We start from the raw sequence: 25,396 nt of genomic DNA on the forward strand, positions 1-25,396 counted from the left end.
CCGCCCCCACGTCCTCGTACTGGTTGTACGGGGGCGTGGGGGCGGTGCCACGAGGTGCCCTGCTGAGCGTGAATTCACCGCCAGCGTTTCGGGCCGCGCCACTAGTTCATCCGGCGTCCATCTCCAGCTCATCCGATCGCTCTAACCTCCACGGACCCCGATCCGGTGCGTGGAGGTCAGCCGTGTCCGAAGTAGCTCGCAGACGCTTCCTGCAGGGAGCCGGCGTGCTCGGTGTGGCCGGCGCACTGGGCACGGGGACCGCATCGGCTTCACATGGGCGCTACCAGTGGCTTTCCGGCGACCACCACACGCACACGCAGTACTCGTACGACGGCATGTACACCGTCGAGCAGCAGATCCGCGGTGCGTTGCGGCACGGCACGGACTGGCTCGTGGTGACCGACCACGGGCACGCGTCGCACGAGGCGCACTCCGTCGAGGCGACCGCCGCCGACCTTCGGCGGGCCCGCGAGAAGTTCCCGCAGCTGCTGCTGTGGCACGGGATGGAGTGGAACGTCCCCGGCGCCGAGCACGCCACGGTGTTCTTCGAGGACTGCCGGGACGAGGCCGGGGTGCTGCGCGACTTCGAGCGGCAGTTCGACTGGCGGCTGAACGGCCAGGAGGCGTCGAGCCCCGCCAACGAGCGCAAGGCCCTCGACGCCGTCCGGTTCCTCCAGACCAAGATCCGCAACGGCACGATGAAGTCCGCGCTGGTGTTCGTGAACCACCCGATGCGCAACGGCCGGGTCGCGCCGCACGAGCTGCGGACCATGCGCGACCTGGCACCCGACATCGTTGTCGGCATGGAGGGTGCGCCCGGCGCGCAGGGCGACGGCGACCCGTTGCGCGGTCCCGGAGGCCATCGCGGCGGGTACGCGAACAGCCCTGGTTCGAACTCCTACGCGCCCTACCCGCCCGAGGCCTACCGGACGTACGGCGGCTTCGACTGGATGACGGCGCAGGTCGGCGGGGTGTGGGACTCGCTGCTCGCCGAGGGCCTCGGCTGGTGGATCACGTCGAACTCGGACTCTCACTTCAACTCCCGCGACACGATCGCCCGCGTGCCGGAGCCCGGCGACCAGTTCGACCTCACGGGCAAGCACCTCGACCCGGTCGTCGGCGCCGTGCCGCAGGTGTTGCCGCCGTACGTCGACTTCTTCCCGTGCGAGTTCTCGCGGACCGTCGTCGGCGCGACCCGACGCACGCGCGGCGCCGTCATGGAGGGTCTGCGGGCCGGACGGGCGTGGGTGTCGCACGGCGGTTTGGTCGATGATCTCCAGTTCGACGTTTACGCATCCGGCGGAACGGAGACGATGGGCGGCCGTCTGCGCGTGCGGCGCGGTTCGGACGTGACCGTGCTGGTCAAGGCACGTCTCGCAACCCGGCCCAACAGCGCGGGATTCATCCCCAGGTTGCGCCGTTTGGACCTCATCAAGGGCGCGGTAACCGGACGATCATCATCTGAAACGTTGGCCACGCCACATGTGAAGGTCGAGCGATCCTACGAGCCGCGCTGGCACTATGCGGTCTTCACGCACACGTTCCGCAACGTCCGGGAGCCATTTTTCCTCCGGTTGCGCGGAACCGACGGCAACCGCGGCACGTTCGACCCGCAGGCGGACGCACCCGGTGCCGCGAACCCGTGGGAGGACCTGTGGTGCTACACCAACCCGATCTTCGTGGAGGTCAGGTGACCAGCACCTTCGTCGGCATCGACGCCGGCTACGAGAACCGCTGGGAAGCGGAGAAGATCGCGATCGAGCTGCACGACACCGTGCTGACGACGGCCCGAACGGTCGTCGTGCACGAGGTCGAGGGCCATTACGCGATGTCCTTCCTCCTGCCAGTTCCCCCGTCCGACGCAGTGGTGAACTCACTGGTCGCACAGGGTTTCGGCGTCGCGGTACGCGGTGCTTCATCAGCACGTCAGGTAGGTCCGGAGGCGCTTCGAGTAGGCGCCTCCGCTGCTGCTGAGGCACATCAGTACCGCCGTGAGGGCCGTGCTTTGAGGTATCAGGGCCAACGGTCGTTGCGCGGCCGTCACGGCGTGTCGGACATCCTCGCGTTCACGGCCATAGACGCCGTGCTGCCGCGCGGAACCCACACCGTCGACACGCGCGGCAACCTCACGCCGTTCTTCCAGGACGGCAAGTTGGTGCTGGTCGTCGACTAGGTTCGGCGGGGTGCGTGACATCGCTGTCTTCAGTGGTTCTGCCCATCCCTCACTCGCCGCCGAGATCTGTGGTCACCTCGGCGTCGAACTCTCACCCAGCCGTTTGACGCGGTTCGCCAACGACTGCCTGGAAGTGCAGTTGCAGGCGAACTGCCGCGAGCGGGACGTGTTCCTGATCCAGCCACTGGTGCCGCCGGTGCAGGAACACCTGGTCGAACTCCTGCTGATGCTGGACGCTGCCCGTGGTGCCTCCGCCGCGCGCACGACCGTTGTTCTGCCGCATTACGCCTACGCGCGTTCGGACAAGAAGGACGCGCCCCGGATCTCGATCGGCGGCCGCCTGGTCGCCGACCTGATGGTGGCCGCGGGCGCGTCGCGGGTGCTCGCGATGACGTTGCACTCGCCGCAGGTGCACGGCTTCTTCTCGGTGCCGGTCGACCACCTGCACGCGTTGCGCGAACTGGCCGAGCACTTCTCGCAGTACGACCTGACGAACACCGTCGTGGTGTCGCCGGACCTCGGCAACGCCAAGGAGGCCGCGCACTTCGCGCGGATCCTCGGGCTGCCGGTCGCGGCCGGCGCCAAACAGCGGTTCGCGGACGACAAGGTGCAGATCTCGACGGTCATCGGTGACGTGGCCGGACGGGACGTGATCGTGCTGGACGACGAGATCGCCAAGGGGTCGACGGTGATCGAGCTGCTGGACAAGCTGCGGGAGCGCGGGGCCGGGTCGATCCGGGTCGCCTGCACGCACGGGCTGTTCTCGTCCGGCGCGCTCGACCGGTTGCAGGCGTTCGACGACGTGCTGGAGATCGTCGCCACGAACACCGTGCCGATCCCCGCCGAGAAGGCCGTGCCGAAGCTGAAGGTGCTGTCGATCGCGCCGGCGATGGCCGAGGCGATGCGGCGGATCAACGTCGGCGAGTCGGTGTCGACCCTGTTCGAAGCCCCGTAACTACTTCAGGTGCGCGAGTGCCCTGATCAGCCGGTCACCGACGTCGGCAGGTCCGGGCATCTTGCGCACCACGGCCCGTTGGTGCGCGAGGCCGTGCAGGCCCAGCCACAACGCCACGGCGTCGCCGTAGAGGTCGTCACTGCCGTGCGCGATGCCTTCTTCTATGCACGCGCCGAGCACCTCCACCAGCAGCGTGAACGCCTCCACGCCCAGTGAGTCGAGGTCGGCGTCGGTGATCGAGGTGTCCTCGGTCGACGGGGTCCACAGGCCGCCGAACATGATCCGGTAGCGCTGCGGGTGCTCGCGCGCGAAGTCCAGGTACGCGTTGCAGACGGCGAACAGCCGTGCGCGCGCGCCGTGCGGTGCGGTTTCGTCTGCCTCACGCAACGTGGCCGTAAGCGCGCTCATCTCCTGCTGGACGACGGCCAGCATGATCGACGGCTGGTCGGCGAAGTGCGGGTAGATCGACGGGGCCGCGATGCCCGCCTTGCGCGCGACCGAGCGGAGGGTGACCGCGCGTTCGTCGCCGCCCTCGTCCAGCAGCGCGACGGCCGCCGCGATGATCTCTTCCCGCAGCTTGCCGCCCTCACCCCTGCGGTTGCGCCTGCGCGGTTCCGTGTTCGTCACGGCCGTAACCATACACCTGAAAGTTTATGGGTGTTAGGCCTTGCGTTCTTAGACTTACGGGCGTTAGCTTATGTCCGTAAGCACAACCGGAACCGAGGAGCCAGAGATGAACGCCACGACCGCCAAGACCCGCGCCACCGAGATCGTCCTGCCGGGCGTCGTCGAGCCCGCCGGCCTGCAGGTGCAGGTCAGGGAGCTGCCCGCGCCGGGTGCGGGACAGGTCGTCCTGCGGATGGACGCCACGGGGGTCTCGTTCGCCGAGCAGCAGATGCGCCTCGGCAAGTACTTCGACCAACCCGCGTTCCCGTTCGTGCCGGGCTACGACGTGGTCGGCACGGTCGTCGGGACCGGCGCCGGGGTCGACCGGGACCTGCGCGGACACCGGTTCGCCGTGGTCACGAAGGTCGGCGGGTGGGCGAGCCACCTGATCGTCGAGGCCGCCGACCTGGTGCCGGTGCCGGACGGCGTGGACGCGGCCGCCGCCGAGACCGTCGTCGTCAACGGCGTCACGGCCTGGCAGATGATGTACCGGACCGCGAAGGTCAAGCGCGGCGACACGATCGTCGTGCTCGGCGCGAACGGTGGCGTCGGGTCGACGCTGGTGCAGCTGGCGCGGCACGCGGGCATCAAGGTCATCGGCACGGCCTCCGCTCGTCACCACGACGCGGTGCGTGAGCTCGGGGCGATCCCCGTCGACTACCGCGACCCGAACATGTACGACCGCATCCGCGAGCTGGCGCCGGAGGGTGTCGACGCGGTGTTCGACCACGTCGGCGGGCCCGCGCTGCACGACTCGTGGCGGCTGCTGCGCCGCGGCGGCGCGCTGGTCAACTACGGTTCCGCGGCCACGAAGGACGAGCCGGGCAACGCGATGCTGCCGGTGCTCAAGCTGTTCGGCCAGCTCGCGCTGTGGAACCTGCTGCCCAACGGCAGGCGCGCGGGCTTCTACAACTTCTGGGCGGGCAAGCGCTTCCGTCCCGCCTCGTTCCGTGCTCGCCTGGCCGAGGACCTCACGCAGGTGTTGCAGCTGGTCAAGTCCGGTGTGCTGACCGCGCAGATCGCCGCGCGCATTCCGTTGTCCGAGGCGGGTTCCGCGCTCGCGCTGGCCGAGTCGCGCACGGTGCTGGGCAAGGTCGTCATCGTCCCGGAGCCGTGAGCGGGCCCGGCTGCCGCCAGGCGATCGTGGCGGCGGCGACCGCCCTGGTCGACTCCGAGCACGCCGTGACGCTGCGGGCCGTGTCCCGTGCGGCTCAGGTGCCGACTTCGTCGATCTACCAGCAGTTCCCCGACGCTCCGGCGATCTTGCTCGCCGTGTGTCACGAGGCCTTCCGCGAGCTCGAAGCCGCCGTTCACGGCGCGTCCGACGCCTACACCGCGGGCCTCGCCTATCTCGACTTCGCCGTCCTGCACCCCCGCCGCTACCGCGTGATGTTCGGTGCGGCCGATCTTTCTTTCGCGGCGTCACGGCTGTTCAGCAGGGTCGTTCCCGACCCGGACCGCGCACTCACGTTCTGGCTGGGCCTGCACGGCCTCGCCGACCAGCGCGCCTCGATCCGCCGCTCGCCGCAGTTCACCGTCATCGCACCCCGCCTGATCCACTCACTCGTCTGCCAGGAGTCGTCGTGAACGTCACCGCCCTGCCCGCCACCGTCGCCACTTCCGCGTCGGCCGAGGTCGACAACCGCGCCGCCTACCTGGGGTTCGCGTTCGCCTACGTCTTCGGCCACGGCGCCGCGCTGCTGTCGAAGTCCGGCCTGGTCCTCATGCCGTCGTGGCTGCCGATCGGGTTGCTGGCGTTCGGTCTCGTCGTCGGCACCGCCTTCGCCATGACCGCGTCGCTGCGGGCCCAGAAGGTCGCCTCCGAGGCACGACGACGAGCCGAGAAGCTCGTGGGAACGGCCTGGATGACCGGATTCACCGCGCTGGCGTTAGCGGTCACGGGCCTGAGCACCGTGTTCGACCAGCCCGAACTCCAGACCGTGCTGTGGCCCGCCGGCTCGACCATCGTCGTGGGCCTGATCTACATCGCCGAGGGCGCGATCCGCGGCAACGCCCTGCACTACAACCTGGGCACGTGGCTGATGCTGGTCGCCGCCGCGACGTTGTTCGTGCCCGGCGCCGGGTTCTTCGGGGTGCTGGCCGTGCTGGGCGGCGGCGCCTACCTCGTGGCGGCGTTCCTGGAGCGTCGACGCCTTGCCGTGTAAGGCTTTTACAACTGCACTCGCACCGTGACGCGGCCCTTGTCGTCACGGTGCGATGTCGCGTGTCCGGTCCGTTGAGTGCCATCGAGTTCGAGCGTGAGCGGTCCGCCCTCGCCGTTGAAGTTGCGCCACCACGACTTCGCGTCCGGCATCATCACCTGGATGTTCACGGTGTCACCTTTGCGTTGGTAGCCAACGGGTGTGGTGAAGGTGCGCCCCGACTTGCGGCCCGTGTACGACACGACGGTGATGCCCTTGCGCACGAGCTTCCCGACGAGCGGCGCGTCGCGCAGGCCGACGATCAGCTTGTTGACGCGGTTCACGATCGGGCTCTTGAAGTTCATGGTTCCGACCGTAGCCTCGTAAGTGGAGAACCCCCTCCACTTGGCCCGAAGTGAGAAGAAGTGACCGCCGAACCGTCTCAGATGCGCGCCGACGCCCGCGAGAACCGGGCGCGCGTGCTGACCGTCGCCCGCGACCTGTTCGCCGAACGCGGCCTGGAGGTACCGATGGCCGCGATCGCCCGCCGCGCCGGAGTCGGCGTCGCGACCTTGTACCGTCGCTTCCCCACCAAGGAAGCGCTGGTCATGGAGGCCTTCGCGGAGCAGTTCGCGGTGTGCCAGGCCGTGATCGACGACGCGTTGCGGGACCCTGACCCGTGGCGCGGCTTCAGCACCGTGATCGAGAAGGTGTGTTTGTTGCAGGCGTCTGACCGTGGGTTCACCGCAGCGTTCACGGCGTCGTTCCCCGAACTGCACTCCGAGGTGCGTGACCGCACGTGGGACGACTTCGGCGCGTTGGTGCAACGGGCGAAGGACAGCGGGCAGCTGCGTGCGGACTTCTCGCCACACGACCTGACGCTGGTGCTTCTGGCCAATGGCGGGCTTTCCGGCGTGCCAGTGGAGGTCGCGATGGCCGCTTCACGACGGCTCGTCGCGTACCTGCTGGAGTCGTTCCGGAGTGGCACGGACGTTCTGCCGCCGCCCGTGCCGCTCAGCCTGGACCTGGTGCTGACCTGACCTCGGCCTAGCCGGGATGCGCGCCGACGGTGTCGCGGATCATCGCGCCGAGGTCCGCCGAGCCCATGCGCGCGCAGTGGGCGCAGCAGAAGAACTTGCCCTCCACCTCCACGCCGTGCCCGATCACGCGGCAGTCGCAGTGTTCGCAGCGCGGCGCGAGCCGTTGGATCGCGCACTCGAAGCTGTCGAACGTGTGCACGCCGCCGCCGACGGTGCGCACCTCGAAGGCCATCCAGTACTCGTTGCCACAGACGCCACAGGTCGCCATGCGCGGAAGACTGCGGCAGGTCAGCCGGGTCGGCAACTCGAGCGTCGAGTCGCGCGACCAGCGTCTTCGGGGCGATCACCCGATAGGCGTCCTCGACGAGGTCCGCGATGACGTCCCAGTTCGGCGGCACGTCCAGGTACACGCCGAGCCAGCCGCGATGACCGACGTAGGGCGGGCGGAAGTACCGCTCCGGGTCCTGGTCGACGAGGGTCTCCTGGACGCCTTCGCCTGCCGCGCACCAGAACCCGACGCGGTCGTCGTGGTGGTGGTCGGACAGCGTCACGAAGGTCTTCTTGTCGCGGATGAACCACGTGGGTTCGCCGTGACTCAGGCGTTCGGTCACCTCGGGCAGTGCGAGACAGAGGCGCCGCAGGTTCTCGAGTGCTTCCACGTGGCCATCCTGCGCCTCGTCGCGCGTTCGCGCACCGTCCACAAAGGACGTTTCGAGGGAATGCGGGAGCGGAAGTTCTGAGCGGGACCGGCCGGATTCGAACCGGCGTTCTCCCTCCGTCCCGGAGGGCGCGTCAACCACTGCGCTACAGGCCCCTTCGCCACCGCACCTTCACACTAGTCGGGGAAGTCCGGGCCGTATGCCCTGCGAAAGTGTTGGACCCAATAAGGTTCACGGACCAACCTCGAACTGGACGGTGTCGTGCCAGGGATCGACTACTACGAGTTGCTCGGTGTCAACCGGGGCGCCAGTGCCTCGGAGATCAAGTCGGCCTACCGCTCTCTCGCCAAGGTCATGCACCCCGACGCGGGTGGGACGTCTGGCAGCTTCCGCCTGCTCCAGGAGGCCTACGAGACGCTGAAGGACCCGGTCCGCCGAGCGGACTACGACCGCCCGCCCGCCCCGGCGCCGACGGTCATCCGCCCACCCGCACGCCCGCGACCTCGTCGAACAGGGCACACGGGCAGGCTGCGCGACTTCGGCGACGACCCGAACTACATGGCACCCCGCCCCCGCGTCGACCTCGGCTCGATGGAGTGGTGGAACCGGATCGACCTGGGCGCGCGGGTCCGCTACGTCCCCGCCACCGGCCTCGGACACGCCCCGGCGGCGGCCGCGATCGGTGGGTGGTTCGTCCTCCTCATCCCGTTGACGCTCCCCCTGTCACCACTCCTGCTGGCCGTCTGGCTACCGCTCGTCGCGGGCGCCGGTTACGGGGCGTTCCGACTGGTGCGCCGCTACCTCGCCGTCTTCCGAGCCGAACGGGCGTTCGCAGGCGAGTACGACGGGAACACAATCTTCGGCCGTCCGGGTGAAAACAGACGCGAACGGCTGACCGCCGGATTGCTCACGGAGTACATGACGCAACTACCGGGCGTGCGCATCTTCCACGGCCTCGCCTGGCCCGGTTCGGTCTTCACCGACGTCGACCACGCCCTGCTGTGCGGCCGCCGCCTGGTCCTCATCGAGTCGAAGTCGTGGCTCCCCGGCCACTACTACTGCGACGAGGACGGCGAACTGTGGCGCAACGGCCACCCGTTCCGCGGCGGCTCGTCCTCCCTGCTCGACAGCGTCGAACGCTTCGCCGAACTCCTGCCGTGGCTGGAGATCCGCGGCGCCGTGATCGTCTACCCGAGCCGCGCCGGCGAGGTCACCTGCGACGACGACCTCGACTACGAGGTGCCGCCGATGACGCCCGAGCAGTTCGTGGACGAGATGGGCGACTGGCTGGCCGACGACCCGGCCACCGTGGACCGCGAGGCGTTGCGCGTGCTGGTGCGCCAGGTGGTGTCCGAGGTGCGCGTGGCGGGGGCCTGAGAGCCCGTCCAGCCAGAATTCGTGCCGGTCGGCGCCGCGTGTCAGGATTGCCGCCATGACCCGCACGGTGTGCCTCGCGCAGAACCCCGACGCGGACGCACTCCTCGCGTCGGACATGTTCGCCCTGCTGACCGGAATGCTGCTGGACCAGCAGATTCCCATGGAGAAGGCCTTCTCCGGCCCCAAGGTCCTCGCCGACCGCATGGGCGGGCTGGACGTGCACCGCATCGCCGAGGCCGACCCCGAGGCCTTCGCCACCGTCATGGCCACGCCGCCCGCCGTGCACCGGTTCCCCGGCAGCATGGCCAAGCGGGTGCAGGCGTTGTCGCAGTTCGTGGTCGAGACGTACGACGGGGACGTCACGCGGATCTGGGCCGACGGGGACGGGGCTGTGGTGTTCAAGCGGCTCAAGGCGTTGCCCGGGTTCGGGGAGCAGAAGGCCAAGATCTTCCTCGCCCTTTTGGGCAAGCAGTTCGACGTCACTCCGGAGGGGTGGCGGACGGCCGCCGGCAGCTACGGGGACGAAGGAAGCCGACGTAGCGTGGCTGACGTGCGCGATTCGAAGTCGTTGCTGGAGGTCCGCGACTTCAAGAAGGCCGCCAAGGCCGCGGCCAAGAAGTAGCCTGAGAGTTCATCGTCTGGTCCACTGGACGAACGCCGCCTGACCGGCCGGAGTGCGATCTTGAGCGCTTCGGGAGAGAAGGGGCGTTTCCGTTGCGCATCAAGGCGATCGGTGTCTTCACGGTTCTCGCAGTCGCGCTCATGGTCGGCAGTGCTGACGCTGCCACGGCGTGGCCTGGCGGGTCGGCCACGCAGACGGCTGACGGGTCGAACGTGTTCGGCAAGAACCTCAGCGGGTTGTCGTTCGAGAGCGACCAGGTCGTGTGGGCGGTGAAGAACGGGCCGTCGACGCTGTACCGGCTCGTGCCCAGCGGGAGTACCTGGAAGGTCGAGTCCAAGCGGTCGTTGAAGTTCAAGAACGGCAAGGGCGACCCGGACGCCGAGGGTGTGGTGAGCACGCCGGACGGGCTGTTCGTCGTCACCGAGCGGGACAACGACAACGGGGACGTCAGTTCACCGATGGTGCTCAAGTTCGGGACCGGCAGCAACGCCGCGGCAGAGTGGAAGCTGCCCGGGATGCCTTCGGTGGACCCCAACGAGGGGCCCGAGGGGATCTCGTGGATTCCCGACTCGTTCCTCACGGCGCAGGGGTTCAAGGACGACGCCGGCAAGCTCTACAATCCCGCCGACCACCCCAACCACGGGACGGGGCTCATCGCGGTCGGGTTGGAGGCCACGGGCGGGATCTTCCTCTACGCGCTCCAGGACACCGGCGCGAAGCTGGTCGCCAAGTTCGCCAGCGGGCAGAAGCAGGTCATGGACCTGGAGTGGGAGAAGGACCGGTTGTGGGCGAGTTGCGACGACAACTGCAGTGGGCGCGCCACGACACTCGCGATCGTTCAGGGGCGGTTCGCGCTCAAGGCCACCTATGACCGGCCGGCCAAGCTGCCGAACGTGAACCTCGAAGGCTTTGCCATCGCGCCTACCTGCGTCAACGGCAAGAAGACGGTGCTCTGGTCGGACGACGACAACACCAAGAGTCACGCCCTGCACACCGGCTCGCTGAACTGCACGGCCTAGGCGGAAAACTGTCGGGGTGCGGAACTAAGCTGCCGCGCGTGACCGCACCCCACATTCCCGGCCTGACCGCACTGAGACCGCTGGGGGCGGGCGGGTTCGCCACGGTGTACACCGCCCACCAGGCGCAGCTCGGGCGCGACGTGGCCGTGAAGATCGACAACCGCGTCCTCGTCGACGAACGGGACCGGCGCCGGTTCCTGCGGGAGGCGCAGGCCGCGGCCAAGTTGTCGGGACATCCGCACGTCGTCGGGGTGCACGACGCGAACATCACCCAGCAGGGCACGCCGTACATCGTCATGGAGCTGTGCACGGGCGGGTCGCTCGCCGACCAGCTCGACAACCAAGGGCCGTTGCACCCGGACCAGGTGCGGGACCTCGGCATCAAGCTCGCGGACGCGCTGGCCGCGGCGCACCAGGCGGGTGTGCTGCACCGGGACATCAAGCCCGGCAACATCCTCGTCGACCGGTACGGGACGCCGAAGCTCGCGGACTTCGGGCTCGCGGCGTTGCTCGACGCGCAGGGCGGCAGCACGGTCACGCGGGACGCCCTGAGCCCCAGCTACGCGCCGCCCGAGGCGTTCGCGATGGCCGAGCCGACGCCGCAGGCCGACGTGTACAGCCTCGCCGCCACGCTCTACACGTTGCTCGCGGGCAAGCCGCCGCGGCCGGTGCCGTGGCCGATCACGTCGTTCGACCAGCTCGGCGAGATCCTGCGCCGGCCCGTGCCCGCGGTGCCGGGGGTGCCGGCCGCGTTGCACGAGGCGCTGGCCAGGGCTCTGCACCCGGACGCCAACCTGCGCACGCCCAGCGCCGCGCAGCTGCGGGACGAGCTGATCGACCCGATGCGGATGCCGACCGTGCCGGTGCCGCAGCCTCCGAAGCGCAAGGCGTGGCCGCTGGTCGTGGGCGCGGCCGCTGTAGTGGTCGCGCTGGTCGTGGGCTTCGTCGTGTGGAACCCCTTCGGCGGGGACCAGAAGACGAACGCGCAGGGTGCCGGGCCGTCGACGACGCAGCAGGGTGGCGCGGAGGACATCCCGCCGTACCTCAAGAAGTGCGACTCCGGGTTCTGCATCGAGACGTCGACCTGCTTCCGCGGCATCACGAACATCGGTGGCATGCCCGCGGTCGCGCGGAAGGTCGCCAGCTGCTCCGACCTGCACTACTGGGAGGCGTTCGCGGGCGGCTGGCTCTCCGGCGAGATCCCGGCGGTCGACTCGGACGAGCTGATGGCGTCGCCCGAGCTGAAGGACGTCTGCACGGCCAAGGTGATGAAGGCCAACTCGCGGCCGACCGTCGACACGACCGGCTGGGAGATGAGCGCGGTCGGGTTCAAGGACGGCAGCCGCAACTACTTCCTCTGCCTCGCGTCGCAGCCGGAGGCCGGGGAGGTCGTCACCAGCGCGTTCGGGAGCTGAAAATATCCACTTGCGACGGTCGCTAACGTAGACCGACGTGCGTGTTCACGCCGATTTGATCATTGCCGGCTTCCGAAGGTATTCGACCTACCGACAAGCGATGCTGGCCGGAATGACCACGAACGTGGTCTTCGGCCTGCTGCGGGTCGCCGTTCTCGTCGCCGCTCTCAAGGCGGCCAACGGCGAGATCGCCGACTACGACGTCGCTGCCGCCAACACGTACGTCTGGATCGGGCAGGGGCTGCTCGGGTTCGTCCTGTTGTGGGGAACCAACGAGCTCGCCGAGCGAGTGCGATCCGGTGACGTAGTAGTAGATCTGTACAGGCCGTGGAATCTGCAAGGCGCCCTTCTCGCGGAGGACGTCGGGCGGGGCGGGTACGCGTTCCTCACGCGCCTCGCTCCGCCGATGGTGTTCGGCATGCTGTTGTTCCCGTTCCAGTTCCCGCAGAACGCGGCCCAGTGGCCGTTGTTCGGCCTCAGCGCGCTCGTCGCGCTGGTGATCAGCTTCGGCTTCCGGTTCCTCATCGACATCAGCTCGTTCTGGCTGCTCGACAACCGGGGGCTGTACGGGTTCTGGAACATCTCGTCCGGCCTGCTGTGCGGCCTGACGGTGCCCATCGCGTTCTTCCCCGACTGGGCGCGCGAGATCCTCTGGCTGACGCCGTTCCCGGCGGTGCTGCAGGCTCCGATCGACGTGTTCCTCGGGCACGGCGATCCGCTGAAGATCCTCGGCCTGCAGGCGTTCTGGGCCGTGGTGATCATCGCGATCGGCCACTTCACGCTGCAGCGCGCGGTGCGGAAGGTGGTGCTGCAGGGTGGCTGAGTTCGTCTACTCCAGGCTGATCGGCGCGCGCCTCAAGAGCCAGATGTCGTACCGCGCGTCGTTCGCGATGGACTTCTTCACGCAGGTGCTGGCGCAGGGCTACGAGCTGATCGTCATCCTGATCCTCTTCACCCGGATCGACGCGCTCGGCGGCTTCTCGCAGAACGAGGTGCTGCTGATGTACGCGTTCGCGGGGGCGGCTTTCGGCGTCGCGGACCTCTTCGCGGGGCAGCTCGACCACCTGCCGACCTACATCCGCACCGGCAGCTTCGACGTGCTGCTGATGCGGCCTCTCCGGCTGTTGCCGCAGATCATGTGCTCCGACATCAGGCTGCGCAGGATCGGGCGCATCACCGGTGCGCTCGCGGTGATGGTCTACGCGCTCATGCACGTCGACGTCGCGTGGTCGCCCGCCAAGGTGCTGCTGACGGTGGTCACCCCGATCGCGGGCGCGGTCATCTACAGCGCGGTGTGGGTGGTGGCCTGCTCGATCTGCTTCTGGATCGTCGAAGGCCGCGAGTTCGCCAACGCGGTCACCTACGGCAGCAACGCCTTCACGTCGTACCCGATCAACGTCTACTCCCGGCCGCTGCGCTGGCTGATGGCGTTCGTGGTGCCGGGGGCGTTCGTCGCGTACTACCCGAGCCTCGCGTTGCTCGACAGGCAGGACCCGATCGGCCTGCCGGGCTGGGTCGGCTGGACATCACCGCTCGTCGCGGCGCTGGCGGCAGGGGTCGCCGCGCTGGTGTGGCGGTTCGCGGTCAGGCACTACCGGGGGACGGGATCATGATCGAGGTCAGGGAGCTCCGCAGGGAGTTCAAGGTCGCCACGTCGAAAGGCCTGCGGCGCAACTACAAGACGGTCACCGCGGTCGACGGCGTCACGTTCGACGTGCAGGCGGGCGAGGCCGTCGGGTACGTCGGGCCGAACGGCGCCGGCAAGTCGACGACGATCAAGATGCTGACCGGGATTCTGGTGCCGAGCAGCGGACACATTGAGGTGCACGGCGTCGATCCGTCCCGCCAGCGACGAGACCTCGCCAAACGCATCGGTGTCGTGTTCGGCCAGCGCAGCCAGCTCTGGTGGGACCTGCCGCTGCAGGACAGCTTCGACCTGCTCAGGTCCATCTACCGGGTCTCCGCGCAGGACTACCGCAAGCGGCTCGACGAGTGCGTCGAACTCCTTGGCCTGCAGGAGCTTCTGATCACCCCGGTGCGTCAGCTCTCGCTGGGGCAACGGATGCGCGGCGAGATCACGGCAGCGTTGTTGCACGCGCCGGACCTCCTGGTGCTGGACGAGCCGACGATCGGCCTGGACCTGGAGTCGAAGGAACGCCTGCGGGAGTTCCTCGCGGACCTCAACACCCGCCGCGGCACGACGTTGCTGCTCACCACGCACGACCTGGACGACATCGAACGCCTCTGCCCGCGGCTGATGGTGATCGACCACGGCCGGGTGCTCGCCGACGGACCGCTCGACGAGCTGCGGGCCGAGGTCACCCCGGAAAGAGAGCTGGTCATCGACCTGAGGGAACCCGGACCCGCGCCAGACGTCCCAGGAGTAACGGCGGTGCGCAGCGAAGCCAACGGGCTGCGCCACCACCTCACGTTCAGGAGAGCGGAGACGACGGCGGCCCAGTTGATCACCCAGGTGGTGCGGCAGGTGGAGGTCCACGACCTCGCCGTCGTGGAGCCGGAAATCGACGACGTCATCCGCAAGCTCTACCAACGCCAAACCGATCAACCAGTTACTCGGTAGAGTTGTATACAACGAAACCGGACACATCGGGCATAGGAGAGCGAATGCGCCTTGTTGGAACGCTGGCAGCGGCTGCCCTCGCGTTGGGCAGCCTCACGGCCTGCGACACGATCCAGGGCGTCAGCGACACCGCGGACAAGGTGAAGCTGTGCGCCGACGCGATCCAGCTCGTGGGCTTCTCGCCGGACATGAGCGACCCCCAGAAGGCTCTGGAGGAGACTCAGGCCAAGGCGAAGGAGCTGGAGACCCTCGCGGGCTCCGCGCCGGACGAGCAGGTGAAGAAGGCGCTCGAAGAGGCCGCGAACGGCATGCAGAACGTCAGCTCCGCGGCGGACTGGGTGCAGCAGAAGGCCGACCTCGTCGCGAAGGTCTCCTCGGCCTGCGGCGGATGAGCACTTGAGCCCTGTTGCGCACCTCCGGCGTCGGCCTAGGCTTTAGGCCTACCTCAAGCCGCACACCGGAGGTGTCGCAGCCCATGCAAGCAACAGTGGGTGACAGGCTCCACGTCCACAGCCGTTCCATCGGACTCGAGGAGCGCCTCGGCGAGATCCTCGAAGTCCGCGGGAACGACGGGCACCCGCCCTATCTCGTCCGCTTCAACGACGGGCACGAAGGGTTGGTGTTCCCGGGGCCCGACTGCGTCGTCGAGCCGCGGGGGACGGTTTAGGCCGTGTCCGGCAAGTTTGTCAGGTGACAGGCGCGGGCGAGAGACCCGGAGGCAGTGCCGCCGCCATACCCTCATACCGGGCGTATTCGGGCATGGCGGCGGTGCTGTCTCCGGGGCCCTCGGCCGCTACTGCCGCCCGACGGACTTGCAGGACACGACCTGGGCCCGCCGGGACCCGACCGTGCAGAATCAGCGGGATGGCCGCCACTGTCTCCTCGAAGCTGCTGTCGCTGCTCGGCACGTTCGACAGCAGGCACCGCCGCCAGACCCTGAGCGGTATCGCGCGGCGCTGCGGCCTGCCCATCAGCACCACGCACCGGCTGCTGGCCGAGCTCACCGAGTGGGGTGCGGTGCGGCGGCTGGACTCCGGCGAGTACGTGATCGGGCGGCGGATCTGGCGGCTCGGGCTGCTCGCGGCGGGCGAGGTGGACCTCAGCCGGGTCGCGGAGCCGTTCCTGCACGACATCCACGCCGCCACGCGGGCGGTGGTGCACCTGGCCGTGCGGGAAGGGGCCCAGGTGCTGTACCTCGACCGGGTGTCGGGGCACGCGTCGGTGCCGATCGTGAGCACGACCGGCAGCCGGTTGCCGTTGCACTCCACCGGGGTCGGGAAGGTGTTGCTCGCGCACGCCCCGGCGGAGGTGCAGGAGGAGGTGCTCGCGCACGGCCTGACGCGCATCACGGCGTTCACGGTCACGGAACCGGGGCGGATGCGCGCGCAGCTGCACCGGATCCGGCGGGACGGGTACGCGCAGACGTTCGAGGAGATGACGCTCGGGGCGTGCAGCGTGGCGGTGCCCGTCGAAGTCGAGGGGCACGTCGTGGCGGCCCTCGGGATCGTGGTGCCGGACCTGCGCAACGTGCGGGCCCGGCTGGTCGCGGCCCTGCAGGTGGCGTCCCGCGGCATCGCCCGGATGCTGGAGCCCAGTTTCCATCCACCGGAAGCTGGGGTTGGCTGAGCACCCGCCGGGCCGCTTGAATCCGGGCTGTGGCAAGCGACACTCGTGAGCTCTTCATCGGCGGCGACAGCGTTCCCGCGCTGGACGGCCGCACCACCGACGACCTCAACCCCTTCACCGGCGAGGTCCACGCCGTCGTCGCCGCGGGTGGTCCCGCCGACGTCACGCGGGCCGTCGACGCGGCGCAGGCGGCCTTCGACGGCTGGGCCGCGACCTCGCCGTCGGTGAAACGCGGCATCCTGCTGCGCGCGGCCGACGGGCTGGAGGCGCGGACGGCCGAGGTCGTCGCGCTGATGGCCGCCGAGGTCGGTGGTGTCGGCGGCTGGGCCGGGTTCAACGTGATGCTGGCGGCCAACATCCTGCGCGAGGCGGCCGCCGCCGTGACCCAGCCCGTCGGCGAGGTCCTCACGACCGAGGTGCCCGGACAGCTGTCGCTGGCGCTCCGGGAACCGCTCGGGGTCGTGGCGGCGTTCGCGCCCTGGAACGCGCCGGTCATCCTCAGCACGCGCGCCGTCGCGGCGCCGCTGGCCGCCGGGAACACCGTGGTGCTCAAGCCCAGTGAGGACGCGCCGATCGCGGCCGGGCTGTTCATCGCGGACGTCCTGCACGAGGCCGGGCTGCCCGCGGGTGTGCTCAACGTCGTGACGAACGCGCCCGCCGACGCCGCCGAGGTGGCGAAGGCGTTGATCACGGACCCGAGGGTGCGGGCGGTGAACTTCACCGGGTCGACCGAGGTCGGGCGGATCGTCGGAACGCTGGCGGCACAACACCTCAAGCCCGCCGTGCTGGAGCTCGGCGGCAAGAACTCGTTGCTGGTGCTGGACGACGCCGACCTCGACCACGCGGTGGACGCGGCGACGTTCGGGGCGTTCCACAACGCCGGGCAGATCTGCATGTCGACCGACCGCATCCTGGTGCATCGGTCGGTGGCCGAGGAGTTCACGGCGAAGCTCGCGGCCAAGGTGTCGTCGTTGCCTCACGGCGATCCCGCCGACGCCGGCACCGTGATCGGGCCGGTGATCAACCCGCGCGCCGCGTCCCGGGTCGCCGCGCTGGTGGAGGAGGCGGTGGCCGCCGGGGCTCGGGTGCGGGCCGGCGGTGACGGTGGCGCGACGGTGCTGGACGAGGTCACGACCGCGATGCGGGTGTTCCACGACGAGATCTTCGGACCGGCCGTGGTCGTCGTGCCGGTGGCCGACGACGACGAGGCCGTGGCGATCGCCAACGACACCGAGCACGGGCTCACGGCGGGGATCATGACCGAGGACTCACGGCGTGGACTCGGCCTGGCGCAACGGATCCGGACCGGCATCGTGCACGTCGGCAACCAGACGGTGGACGACGAGCCGCAGGCGCCGTTCGGCGGGGTGAAGTCGAGCGGGTACGGCAGGTTCGGCGGCCGGTGGGGCCTGGAGGCGTTCTCGGCGACGCGGTGGGTGACCGTGGCGAGCGAGCACGGCCACTTCCCGTTCTAGGCGAGACCTGCCTCGTGGGCGACGATGGCCGCCTGGACCCGGTTCTCCGCGCCCAGGCGGCTCAGGATCGCGCTCACGTGCCCCTTCACCGTGCCCTCGACCAGGTCCAGGCGCCGCGCGATCTGCGCGTTCGACAGGCCCTGGCCGAGGAGCTTCAGCACGTCGCGTTCCCGTGCGGTCAACGACTCCACCCGGGTGCGGGCCTGGCTGGTCCGGCCGCCGCGGAAGCCGGCGATCATCCGCGCCGCCACCTTCGGGGCGAGGTAGGCGCCTCCGGACGCCAGCGCGTGCACGCCCGCGATCAGTTCGCGCGGGTCGCCCGACTTCAGCAGGAACCCCTTCGCGCCGCCGTCGAGCGCTCGTTCCAGGTAGCCGTCGTCGTTGAACGTCGTCAGGATCGCCACCGCGAAGCCCAGCGCCGCGAGCTCCTTCGCCGCGTCCAGGCCGTCGAGGCGGGGCATGCGGACGTCGAGCAACGTCACGTCGGGGCGGTGCTTGAGGGCCTTCTCCACGGCCTCGCGCCCGTCCTCCGCCTCGGCGACGACCTCGACGGCGGGGTCGGCACCGAGGATGGCGCGCACGCCGGCACGCACCATCGCCTCGTCGTCCGCGAGCAGAACCCGGATCACAGCTCCCCCGTGTGCGGCACGGTCGCGGTCAGCTCGAACCTGCCGTCGTGCCTGCTGGTCCGGAGCGTACCGCCCGCGATCCGCACCCGTTCGCGCAACGCCACGAGGCCGAGCCTGCTGCCCGCTCCCCTGCGCCCGCCGGTGTCGTTGCCGATCTCCACGACCGTGCTGCCCTCCGCCGACGTGACCCTGATCCGGACTTCCGCTCCTGGCGCGTGTTTCGCCGCGTTCGTCAGTCCTTCCTGGACGATCCGGTGCACGGTCCGCTCCACTGTGGAGGGTGTCTCGCCGGCCGCGGTGAACTCGACGCGCATGCCTGCTCCGGTCGCGCGGTCGACGAGGTCGCGCAGGGTCGTCAGCGCGGGTGGTTCGCCGTCGCGGAGCAGGAACACCAGTGCCGCCAGGCGTTCGGTGGCGTTCGCCGCGGTCTCGCGGAGCTGGGCCGCCGCCCGCTGGTGCTCGGCGGGCAGCGTCATCTCCAGCGCGCCCGCCTGCAACGCGAGCAGGCTGAGCTCGTGGCCGAGCGAGTCGTGCGCCTCGTGCGCGATGCGGGTGCGTTCCCGCAGGTGAGCGGCCTCGACCTCGGTCCTCGCCAGCACGGCCTGCTGCCGTGCGACCCGCCCGAGGAACCACGGCACGGCCACCGCCACCCCGACCAGCACGAGCCCGGTCACCCCGCCGACGACCCCGCCCGCGAACACCAGCGCCGGCCAGTGCGACGTCATGCGGCGCCCGAGCAGGAACGAGATCGCGAACGACGGCACCCACACCGCGGCCGTCCACGGTGGCACGCCGTCGTCCATCGCGAACGAGGTCGCGACCACGGCCGCCACGCACGCGGCGAGCGCCGCCGTCCTCACCGCCTCCACCGCACCACCGCCACGCTCAGGTTCATCACGCTCGACACTCCCAACCACACCACAAGCGGCAGCGAGTAGTGCATCAGTTGGAAGAACGTGATGTCGCGCCCGCCGTACAACACGCCGATGAGCGCCGGCAACGTCAGCAACACGACGACCGGCACGAACCGCAACACCTGCCACGCCTTGTGGAACCTGCGCGGCCTGCGCAACGCCCGGACGTTGAGGCCGATCGACAGGAGTACGAGCGCGGCCAGCACCAGGTCGACCAGCAGCCGGTACGACTCGGGCTCCGGCGGCGTCCGGCCGGCGACGACGTCCGCGATCGCGTTCTCCAGCAGGTAGGTGCCGTCGTTGCCGAGCGTCAGCCCGCTGTTCGACAACACCGCGATGCCGTGGCCGTCCTGCGTGAGCAGCTGCCCCGCCGTGCCGGTGAACCAGATCCCGTTGTGCCGCAACCGTCCCTGGTCGTCGGCCTCCCAGCCCATGCCGTCCCGCGGCTGGAGCCTCGGTTGCGCCGCGAGCCACTTCGCCATGTCGTCGCCCGTGGTGATCACGCCGTCGGAGCCCGTGACGAACCGGTCGGGTTCGGTCAGCGGGACGTCGACCCCGTAGGCGTAGCCGAAGCCTTTGGGGTAGTCCGGCGGCAGGTCGCGCGGCGTCACGTCGATCGCGGTCGTGTCGCGCATGCCGAGCGGGTCGAAGACGTGCTTCTTCAGGTAGGCGTTGAAGTTCTCGCCCGACGCCTCCTCGACAACGCGGGCGAGCAGGTGGTAGTTCGTGTTGGTGTAACGGAACTGGTCGTCGGGCACGGCGTTCTGAAGCACCTCCTTCGCCCGTTCCACGGCCTCGGCCGGGCTGTTCGGCTGCGGGAGACTCTTCTCCTTCAGCGTCCGGTCGCTGATGCCGGACTTGTGCGCGAGCAGCTGTCGTGGCGCGACGCGGGAGTCGAACACCGGGCGGTCGAGGTCGAGCCTGCCCTCGTCGGCGAGCTGCCGCACGGCCAGCGCAGTGAAGGACTTGCTGACCGACGCGATGGCCATCTTGGACCTGCCGGTGATCGGCGCGCCGGTCGAGTCGTGGCCGTAGCCCTGCACGGAGACGATCTGGTCGTCCTTCGTGACGGCGACGGCCATGCCCGGAATCGAGGCCTCGCCCATGTACGTGGTCACCAGCAGCGTGAGCGCTGCACCCCAGGAGATCATGCGACTGAAGGTAGGGACGCGCGCGCCGCGAAACCCGACCCGAAGGACAGGGCCGACCCCCGACGAAAGTCAGGGATCATGGACGGCGTGACCGACAGGTGGGCGGACAAGCACTGGCTGAACGTGCCGGGCCCCTTCTACACGGGGATGACCGACAACTGCTGGACCGGCAGGCTGCACGCGCCGCGGCACGTCCTGTACGGCGGCGAGTACTACAACGAGTTCATCTACCGGCAGCCCAGGACCCCGGACGAGATCCACGCAGTCCGGGAGGCGGCCGAGCAGGACCCGTTCGACGGTTACGCCTACGACGGCGACGAACGGTGGACACCGGAGGCCGTCCGCGCCTGGTGGCACGGCAGGGACGAGGTCGTCGAACACGTCACCGGGCTGATCGCGGAGTGGTCGGCCGAGGCGTCCGGCCAGACGCTCGACGCGGCGGCGGGCGGACGCGACTTCCTCGCCTACCTCGCGGGCGACCTCGAAGCCGACCTCCGCGCGTACGTCTTCCGCCTGGAAAACGGCAGGGACCCGGCCGCGAACGACCGGGTCCCCGAACTCTGAGCGAACCTAGTGGCCCGCGGCCATCTCCGCCGCCAGCCGGTCGTCACCGCTCGTCTCCTTGAGCGGCTTCTCCTTGATGAACACCACCGCGAGCAGCGCGAGCACCGCGATCGGCGCGCCCACCAGGAAGATCTCCGCGGTCGCCGTCGCGTAGATGTCGGCGATCACGGCCCTGATCTCGGGAGGCAGCACGGACAGGTCCGGCACCTGGTGCCCGGTGGCCCCTCCGCCCATGTCGCCGAACTTCTCGGCGGCGAGCGACGAGACCTTGTTGGCCAGCACGGCACCCAGCGCCGAGACGCCGATCGCGCCACCCAGTGAGCGGAAGAACGTCAGCGTCGAGGTCGTGGCGCCGAGGTCCTTGGCCGGCACGTCGTTCTGCGCGGCCAGCACGAGGTTCTGCATCATCAGGCCGACGCCGACGCCGAGCACGAACATGTGCACGGACACCACGAACACCGTGGTCTGGGCGGTGATCGTGGACAGCAGCAGCAGGCCGCCGACCATGAAGACGCCGCCGGAGACCAGGAACGCCTTCCACTTGCCGAACTTCGTGATCAGCTGACCGGCCACGGTGGACGAGATCAGCAGGCCGAAGATCAGCGGCAGGCCGAGCAGGCCGGCCTGGGTGGGCGTCTTGCCCAGCGAGAGCTGGAAGTACTGCGACAGGAACACCGTGCCGCCGAACATCGCCACACCGACCAGGGCGCTGGCGATGGTGGTCAGCGCCACCGTGCGGTTGCGGAAGATCGACAGCGGCACGATCGGGTCGTGCGCGGTGGCCTCGACGCGCACGGCGGCGACCAGCAGCAGCACGCCCAGCGACACGAGACCCGCGGTCCAGCCCGAGGCCCACTCGAACTTCTGGCCGGCCAACGACGACCAGATCAGCAGCGTCGACACACCGGACACGATGAGGAACGCGCCCAGGTAGTCGATCTTCGTCTCCTCCTTGCGCACGACCGGGAGGTGCAGGGTGCGCTGGAGCATGTAGATCGCGGCCAGGGTGAACGGGATGCCGATGAAGAAGCACCAGCGCCAGCCGAGCCACGAGGTGTCGACCAGGACGCCGCCGATCAGCGGGCCCGCGACCGTGCCGACGCCGAAGACGGCGCCGAACATGCCCGAGTACTTGCCCAGCTCACGCGGCGGGATCATGGCGGCCATCACGATCGTCGCGAGGGCCGTGACGCCACCGGCGCCGAGACCCTGCACGACGCGGCTGACGATAAGCATCTCGATGTTCTGCGAGAAGCCCGCGATCAGCGAGCCGACGACGAACAGGCTCAGCGACGCCTGGATCAGCAGCTTGCGGCTGTAGAGGTCGGCGAGCTTGCCCCACAACGGCACGGTCGCGGTCATCGCGAGCAGCTCGGTCGTGACGATCCACGCGAACACCGACTGCGAGCCCTGCAGCTCGGCGACGATGCGCGGCAGCGCGTTCGACACGACGGTGCCGGCGAGGATGGCCACGAACATGCCCATCATCAGGCCCCACAAGGCCTGGACGACCTCGCGTTTGCTGTGAACCGGTGTCACTTCTGCTTCGGTGCTCATGATCCCCCTTGGGTACGACTCGGTACGTGAGCCAGCCCGGAGCCGAACAGGTCGAGCGCCTCCGCGACGAGAGCCCCCAGCGAGAGGCTGTCGTCGTGGGCCCAGCGCGTCACCGCACAGCGGAACGCGGCACTGCCCGCGTGCACGATCAGCCGCGGGTACAGGTCGGACTCGGGAAGCCCGGCCCGTGCGGCGACGGCCGCGCTGAGCAGCTGTTCGGACTCGGCGCTGTTGGCGAACGCGCGGACCAGCAGGTCCGGCCGCTGCATCAGGACTTCCTTGCGCAGCAGCCACAGGTCGCGTGCGTTGTTCAGCTCCTCGGTGATCTCGGCGAGCACCGACGACCGGTACGCCTCGAACGGCGGGACCTCGTCCGCGGCCGACGTGATGCGCTCGGCCATCCGCGGGCCCGCCTCGGGGTCCGCGCCGATGAGCGCCTCGTCCTTGCTCGCGAAGTAGTTGAAGAACGTCCGCACCGACACGTCGGCCTCGGCGGCGATCTCCTCCACGGTGACGTGGTCGTAGCCCCTCTCGGCGGCGAGACGCACGGTCGCCCGCTCGAGCGCGGCACGCGTCCGTCGCTTCTTGCGGTCGCGCAGGCTCTCCCCCGGCTGGTTCACGAGGATCAGCGTACGGACCTTTTTGCAGTCACTGCAAGTTTGCAGATTGTGAACTAGGACTCGCTGTACGTAGCTATGACCAGGGAGTATTCGGCTTCGCCTGGAGCTCACCGTCGAGGAAGAGGTCGACCTTCTCGCTGTAGAAGCACGCCATGCCCGCGACCTTCTGGCTCTCGGGCAGCGGCGACCGGTAGATCCACACCAGGTCCTCGTGCACGACGCCGCCGGCCTCGACGGACCAGTAGTCGGCGGTCCCCTTGTACGGGCACCGCGTCTGGGTCGAAGACGGCTTCAGCAGATCGAACCGGACGTCGCTCAACGGCAGGTAGTAGCGCGGTGGAAGGCTCGTCTCGAACAGGATCCGCGGCTGCGAGGACGCCGCCAGGGTCACCCCGTCCAACGCCACCCGCACGTGCCGTGAGCTGGCCAGCACGTCGACGCGCTTGTACGGGTCGCGCGGGTGGACGTAGATCGGCTCATCTTCTTCGAGCCACTCGTCCATCGCGCCGAACTCGAACCGGACGAGGTCGGCCAGCTCCGGGTCGGGGAACGTCCGCGCCGCGCCCGCCGCCGCGCCACCGCGCGTGACGACGTCGAACACGCCGCTCTCGTCCGTCGGCTTCAGCTCCGCGCGCACGGAGGACAGCGGCACGTAGTACTGCGGGTAGTGCGGGATCTCCCACACCAGGCGCGGCGCGGTCGTGTCCGCGACCAGCTCGCCGCCGAAGTACGCGCGGACCCTTTTCGCCGAAAGCTCCACCCTCTTGTCGCCCATGCCACATACGAACACGGGTGAGGCGCCGGTGCTTCCCGATCAGGCGTTGCCGTCGAAGAGGCTCGTCACCGAGCCGTCCTCGAAGACCTCCTGGATCGCCCGAGCGATCAGCGGCGCGATGCTCAGCACCGTGAGGCCCGGGAAGCGCTTCTCGTGCGGGATCGGCAGGGTGTCGGTGAGGATCACCTCGCGCGCCTTGCTCGCGATCAGCCGGTCGTAGGCCTCGCCGGAGAGCACGCCGTGCGTGGCCACGAGGATCACGTCCTTCGCGCCCTGTTCCAGCAGCTGCCGCGCGGCCGACGTGCTCGTCATCGCCGTGTCGATCATGTCGTCGACCACGACGCACGTGCGGCCCTCGACGTCACCGACGACGCGGTTGGCCATGACCTCGTTGGGGCGCAACGGGTCGCGGGTCTTGTGGATGAACGCGATCGGGCAGCCGCCGAGCAGGTCGGCCCACTTCTCGGCGAGTCGTGTGCGACCGGCGTCCGGGGACACGATCGTGAGGTCCTCGCCCCGGTACCGGCTGCCGACGTGATCGCTCAGCAGCCACATCGCGTGCAGGTGGTCGACCGGGCCGTCGAAGAAGCCCTGGGCCTGGGCGGTGTGCAGGTCGACCGTCACGATCCGGTCCGCGCCCGCGGTCCTGAACATGTCCGCCATCAGCCGCGCCGACACCGGCTCACGCCCGGCGTACTTGCGGTCCTGGCGCGCGTACGGATACGACGGCATCACGGCCGTGATGCGCTTGGCCGAGGCGCGCTTCAACGCGTCGACCATCAGCAGCTGCTCCATCAACCAGTCGTTGATCGGCGCGCTGTGGCTCTGCATGACGAACGCGTCCGCGCCGCGCACCGACTCCTCGAACCGGACGAAGATCTCGCCGTTCGCGAAGTCGTAGGCCGCCTGCGGGGTGATCGCCACGCCCAGGTCCTTGGCCACGGCCTCGGCGAGCTCCGGGTGGGCTCTGCCGGTGAGGAGGATGAGCTGTCGCTTGGCCACTCCCGGCTTGCCGCTGACCATCTCCCACGCTCCACGCTCGTCCGAACCTGCCCCCGATCGTTCAGCATCCCGTCGCCGTCCCGCAATCCGCGCGTCCGACCGCTGAGATTCCACGTCGCTGCGCAATTCGAGTTAACCCGATCGAGGACACCCACACGCGGTCCGTTACCAGCTCCAGACCGGCACGCTCGGTATAGATCGGGGGAATCCGATTCACCTCTTGGGGTAGAGCCAGAGTGATTTCTTGATCAGCGTCGTTGAGGGGTCAATGACCATCCCTACGCTCCCCTCCATGCAGGAAAACCCGGACACGCCTGGAACAACGGCGACCCAGGCGCCGCCGACGAGCCCGATCGTGATGAGCACGCCCATCCACGACCAGATCGCGGACCGGCTCGGCGTGCGTCAGAAGCACCGGCAGCCGGACTGACGCGC

30 protein-coding genes, 1 tRNA gene and 1 pseudogene are annotated in these 25,396 nt (G+C 69.2%); 20 read left to right on the forward strand and 12 right to left on the reverse strand.

Annotated features, from left to right (window positions below; genetic code table 11):
- Positions 1–182 precede the first annotated feature (182 nt).
- Genes ACFWNN_RS06270 through ACFWNN_RS06280 form a run of 3 tightly spaced genes read left to right on the forward strand, consistent with a single transcriptional unit; the run spans position 183 to position 3,128 of the window.
- The gene (locus tag ACFWNN_RS06270) at positions 183–1,694 is read left to right on the forward strand and encodes a PHP domain-containing protein (RefSeq protein ID WP_382438805.1); all 1,512 of its coding nucleotides are present in this window, start codon (positions 183–185) and stop codon (positions 1,692–1,694) included.
- The gene (locus tag ACFWNN_RS06275; protein WP_382438806.1) at positions 1,691–2,173 is read left to right on the forward strand and encodes a hypothetical protein; all 483 of its coding nucleotides are present in this window, start codon (positions 1,691–1,693) and stop codon (positions 2,171–2,173) included. The genes ACFWNN_RS06270 and ACFWNN_RS06275 overlap by 4 nt, the downstream gene beginning before the upstream one ends.
- A gap of 10 nt (positions 2,174–2,183) precedes the next feature.
- Positions 2,184–3,128: a ribose-phosphate diphosphokinase gene (locus tag ACFWNN_RS06280; protein ID WP_382438807.1), complete on the forward strand. Its 945-nt coding sequence runs from the start codon at positions 2,184–2,186 to the stop codon at positions 3,126–3,128.
- Here ACFWNN_RS06280 and ACFWNN_RS06285 read toward each other — a convergent pair whose 3' ends face one another.
- Positions 3,129–3,755: a TetR/AcrR family transcriptional regulator gene (locus ACFWNN_RS06285; protein WP_382438808.1), complete on the reverse strand. Its 627-nt coding sequence runs from the start codon at positions 3,753–3,755 to the stop codon at positions 3,129–3,131.
- 106 nt (positions 3,756–3,861) lie between these two features.
- Between ACFWNN_RS06285 and ACFWNN_RS06290 the strand changes: the two genes are divergently transcribed.
- From ACFWNN_RS06290 to ACFWNN_RS06300, 3 genes are read left to right on the forward strand one after another with little or no spacing between them, the layout of a single operon-like run.
- A complete protein-coding gene (locus ACFWNN_RS06290; RefSeq protein ID WP_382438809.1) occupies positions 3,862–4,911 on the forward strand; it encodes a medium chain dehydrogenase/reductase family protein in 1,050 nt (349 codons plus the stop codon).
- Positions 4,908–5,381, forward strand: coding sequence for a TetR/AcrR family transcriptional regulator (locus tag ACFWNN_RS06295; RefSeq protein WP_382438810.1), 474 nt, complete (start codon positions 4,908–4,910; stop codon positions 5,379–5,381). Before ACFWNN_RS06290 ends, ACFWNN_RS06295 begins: the two co-directional genes overlap by 4 nt.
- Entirely contained in the window at positions 5,378–5,959 is a 582-nt protein-coding gene (locus ACFWNN_RS06300) for an ABC transporter permease (RefSeq protein WP_382438811.1), read from the forward strand. Before ACFWNN_RS06295 ends, ACFWNN_RS06300 begins: the two co-directional genes overlap by 4 nt.
- 5 nt (positions 5,960–5,964) lie before the next feature.
- On the opposite strand, the gene ACFWNN_RS06305 is transcribed toward ACFWNN_RS06300, so the two are convergent.
- Entirely contained in the window at positions 5,965–6,300 is a 336-nt protein-coding gene (locus ACFWNN_RS06305) for a nitroreductase/quinone reductase family protein (protein ID WP_382438812.1), read from the reverse strand.
- Between the two features lie 60 nt (positions 6,301–6,360).
- Here ACFWNN_RS06305 and ACFWNN_RS06310 point away from each other — a divergent pair, with 60 nt between their 5' ends.
- Positions 6,361–6,975, forward strand: coding sequence for a TetR/AcrR family transcriptional regulator (locus tag ACFWNN_RS06310; RefSeq protein ID WP_382438813.1), 615 nt, complete (start codon positions 6,361–6,363; stop codon positions 6,973–6,975).
- A gap of 7 nt (positions 6,976–6,982) precedes the next feature.
- Here ACFWNN_RS06310 and ACFWNN_RS06315 read toward each other — a convergent pair whose 3' ends face one another.
- The 3 genes and pseudogenes from ACFWNN_RS06315 to ACFWNN_RS06325 all read right to left on the reverse strand — a co-directional run bounded on the left by ACFWNN_RS06315 (position 6,983) and on the right by ACFWNN_RS06325 (position 7,790).
- Positions 6,983–7,243, reverse strand: a complete 261-nt coding sequence (locus ACFWNN_RS06315) for a Prokaryotic metallothionein (RefSeq protein WP_382438814.1) — start codon at positions 7,241–7,243, stop codon at positions 6,983–6,985.
- 43 nt (positions 7,244–7,286) lie between these two features.
- Positions 7,287–7,634, reverse strand: a pseudogene (locus tag ACFWNN_RS06320) (MmcQ/YjbR family DNA-binding protein); the annotation flags it as partial.
- An 82-nt stretch (positions 7,635–7,716) separates the two neighbouring features.
- Positions 7,717–7,790, reverse strand: a tRNA-Pro gene (locus ACFWNN_RS06325).
- 105 nt (positions 7,791–7,895) lie between these two features.
- Between ACFWNN_RS06325 and ACFWNN_RS06330 the strand changes: the two genes are divergently transcribed.
- From ACFWNN_RS06330 to ACFWNN_RS06380, 11 genes are all read left to right on the forward strand, one after another.
- A complete protein-coding gene (locus ACFWNN_RS06330; RefSeq protein ID WP_382438815.1) occupies positions 7,896–9,011 on the forward strand; it encodes a DnaJ domain-containing protein in 1,116 nt (371 codons plus the stop codon).
- Between the two features lie 55 nt (positions 9,012–9,066).
- Positions 9,067–9,633: an HhH-GPD-type base excision DNA repair protein gene (locus tag ACFWNN_RS06335; RefSeq protein WP_382438816.1), complete on the forward strand. Its 567-nt coding sequence runs from the start codon at positions 9,067–9,069 to the stop codon at positions 9,631–9,633.
- 92 nt (positions 9,634–9,725) lie between these two features.
- Positions 9,726–10,652, forward strand: a complete 927-nt coding sequence (locus ACFWNN_RS06340) for an esterase-like activity of phytase family protein (RefSeq protein WP_382438817.1) — start codon at positions 9,726–9,728, stop codon at positions 10,650–10,652.
- 38 nt (positions 10,653–10,690) lie between these two features.
- Positions 10,691–12,067: a serine/threonine-protein kinase gene (locus ACFWNN_RS06345; protein ID WP_382438818.1), complete on the forward strand. Its 1,377-nt coding sequence runs from the start codon at positions 10,691–10,693 to the stop codon at positions 12,065–12,067.
- Positions 12,068–12,179: 112 nt separating this feature from the next.
- Positions 12,180–12,890 carry an ABC transporter permease gene (locus ACFWNN_RS06350; protein WP_382438819.1) on the forward strand — a complete coding sequence of 237 codons (711 nt, stop codon included), beginning with the start codon at positions 12,180–12,182 and terminating at the stop codon, positions 12,888–12,890.
- Positions 12,883–13,680, forward strand: a complete 798-nt coding sequence (locus ACFWNN_RS06355; RefSeq protein ID WP_382438820.1) for an ABC transporter permease — start codon at positions 12,883–12,885, stop codon at positions 13,678–13,680. The genes ACFWNN_RS06350 and ACFWNN_RS06355 overlap by 8 nt, the downstream gene beginning before the upstream one ends.
- On the forward strand, positions 13,677–14,648 hold the full coding sequence (locus ACFWNN_RS06360) for an ATP-binding cassette domain-containing protein (RefSeq protein ID WP_382438821.1): 972 nt from the start codon (positions 13,677–13,679) through the stop codon (positions 14,646–14,648). Before ACFWNN_RS06355 ends, ACFWNN_RS06360 begins: the two co-directional genes overlap by 4 nt.
- A 44-nt stretch (positions 14,649–14,692) precedes the next feature.
- Positions 14,693–15,040, forward strand: coding sequence for a hypothetical protein (locus ACFWNN_RS06365; protein WP_382438822.1), 348 nt, complete (start codon positions 14,693–14,695; stop codon positions 15,038–15,040).
- A gap of 83 nt (positions 15,041–15,123) precedes the next feature.
- Complete coding sequence (locus ACFWNN_RS06370) at positions 15,124–15,315, forward strand: DUF1918 domain-containing protein (protein WP_285643237.1); 192 nt, start codon at positions 15,124–15,126, stop codon at positions 15,313–15,315.
- Positions 15,316–15,512: 197 nt separating this feature from the next.
- Positions 15,513–16,274 carry an IclR family transcriptional regulator gene (locus tag ACFWNN_RS06375; RefSeq protein ID WP_382438823.1) on the forward strand — a complete coding sequence of 254 codons (762 nt, stop codon included), beginning with the start codon at positions 15,513–15,515 and terminating at the stop codon, positions 16,272–16,274.
- Between the two features lie 29 nt (positions 16,275–16,303).
- Positions 16,304–17,749, forward strand: coding sequence for an aldehyde dehydrogenase family protein (locus ACFWNN_RS06380; protein WP_382438824.1), 1,446 nt, complete (start codon positions 16,304–16,306; stop codon positions 17,747–17,749).
- Here the strand turns inward: ACFWNN_RS06380 and ACFWNN_RS06385 are convergent.
- Genes ACFWNN_RS06385 through ACFWNN_RS06395 form a run of 3 tightly spaced genes read right to left on the reverse strand, consistent with a single transcriptional unit; the run spans position 17,746 to position 20,443 of the window.
- Positions 17,746–18,378, reverse strand: coding sequence for a response regulator (locus ACFWNN_RS06385; RefSeq protein WP_382438825.1), 633 nt, complete (start codon positions 18,376–18,378; stop codon positions 17,746–17,748). The genes ACFWNN_RS06380 and ACFWNN_RS06385 overlap by 4 nt on opposite strands.
- Positions 18,375–19,247 (reverse strand): sensor histidine kinase, encoded by an 873-nt coding sequence (locus tag ACFWNN_RS06390; RefSeq protein WP_382438826.1) that lies wholly within the window; start codon positions 19,245–19,247, stop codon positions 18,375–18,377. The genes ACFWNN_RS06385 and ACFWNN_RS06390 overlap by 4 nt, the downstream gene beginning before the upstream one ends.
- Positions 19,235–20,443, reverse strand: coding sequence for a serine hydrolase domain-containing protein (locus tag ACFWNN_RS06395; protein WP_382438827.1), 1,209 nt, complete (start codon positions 20,441–20,443; stop codon positions 19,235–19,237). Before ACFWNN_RS06395 ends, ACFWNN_RS06390 begins: the two co-directional genes overlap by 13 nt.
- A gap of 87 nt (positions 20,444–20,530) precedes the next feature.
- On the opposite strand from ACFWNN_RS06395, the gene ACFWNN_RS06400 reads away from it, so the two are divergent.
- Positions 20,531–21,007, forward strand: a complete 477-nt coding sequence (locus ACFWNN_RS06400) for a hypothetical protein (RefSeq protein WP_382438828.1) — start codon at positions 20,531–20,533, stop codon at positions 21,005–21,007.
- A gap of 6 nt (positions 21,008–21,013) precedes the next feature.
- On the opposite strand, the gene ACFWNN_RS06405 is transcribed toward ACFWNN_RS06400, so the two are convergent.
- The 4 genes from ACFWNN_RS06405 to ACFWNN_RS06420 all read right to left on the reverse strand — a co-directional run bounded on the left by ACFWNN_RS06405 (position 21,014) and on the right by ACFWNN_RS06420 (position 24,982).
- Entirely contained in the window at positions 21,014–22,564 is a 1,551-nt protein-coding gene (locus tag ACFWNN_RS06405) for an MDR family MFS transporter (protein ID WP_382438829.1), read from the reverse strand.
- Positions 22,561–23,184, reverse strand: coding sequence for a TetR/AcrR family transcriptional regulator (locus tag ACFWNN_RS06410; protein WP_382438830.1), 624 nt, complete (start codon positions 23,182–23,184; stop codon positions 22,561–22,563). The genes ACFWNN_RS06405 and ACFWNN_RS06410 overlap by 4 nt, the downstream gene beginning before the upstream one ends.
- Positions 23,185–23,257: 73 nt before the next feature.
- Positions 23,258–23,959: a DUF427 domain-containing protein gene (locus tag ACFWNN_RS06415; protein WP_382438831.1), complete on the reverse strand. Its 702-nt coding sequence runs from the start codon at positions 23,957–23,959 to the stop codon at positions 23,258–23,260.
- Positions 23,960–23,998: 39 nt separating this feature from the next.
- Positions 23,999–24,982: a ribose-phosphate diphosphokinase gene (locus ACFWNN_RS06420; RefSeq protein WP_382438832.1), complete on the reverse strand. Its 984-nt coding sequence runs from the start codon at positions 24,980–24,982 to the stop codon at positions 23,999–24,001.
- A gap of 271 nt (positions 24,983–25,253) precedes the next feature.
- On the opposite strand from ACFWNN_RS06420, the gene ACFWNN_RS06425 reads away from it, so the two are divergent.
- The gene (locus tag ACFWNN_RS06425; RefSeq protein WP_382438833.1) at positions 25,254–25,391 is read left to right on the forward strand and encodes a hypothetical protein; all 138 of its coding nucleotides are present in this window, start codon (positions 25,254–25,256) and stop codon (positions 25,389–25,391) included.
- Positions 25,392–25,396: the final 5 nt, after the last annotated feature.

The organism is Lentzea sp. NPDC058450, from assembly GCF_042721395.1.
Taxonomy (GTDB): domain Bacteria; phylum Actinomycetota; class Actinomycetes; order Mycobacteriales; family Pseudonocardiaceae; genus Lentzea.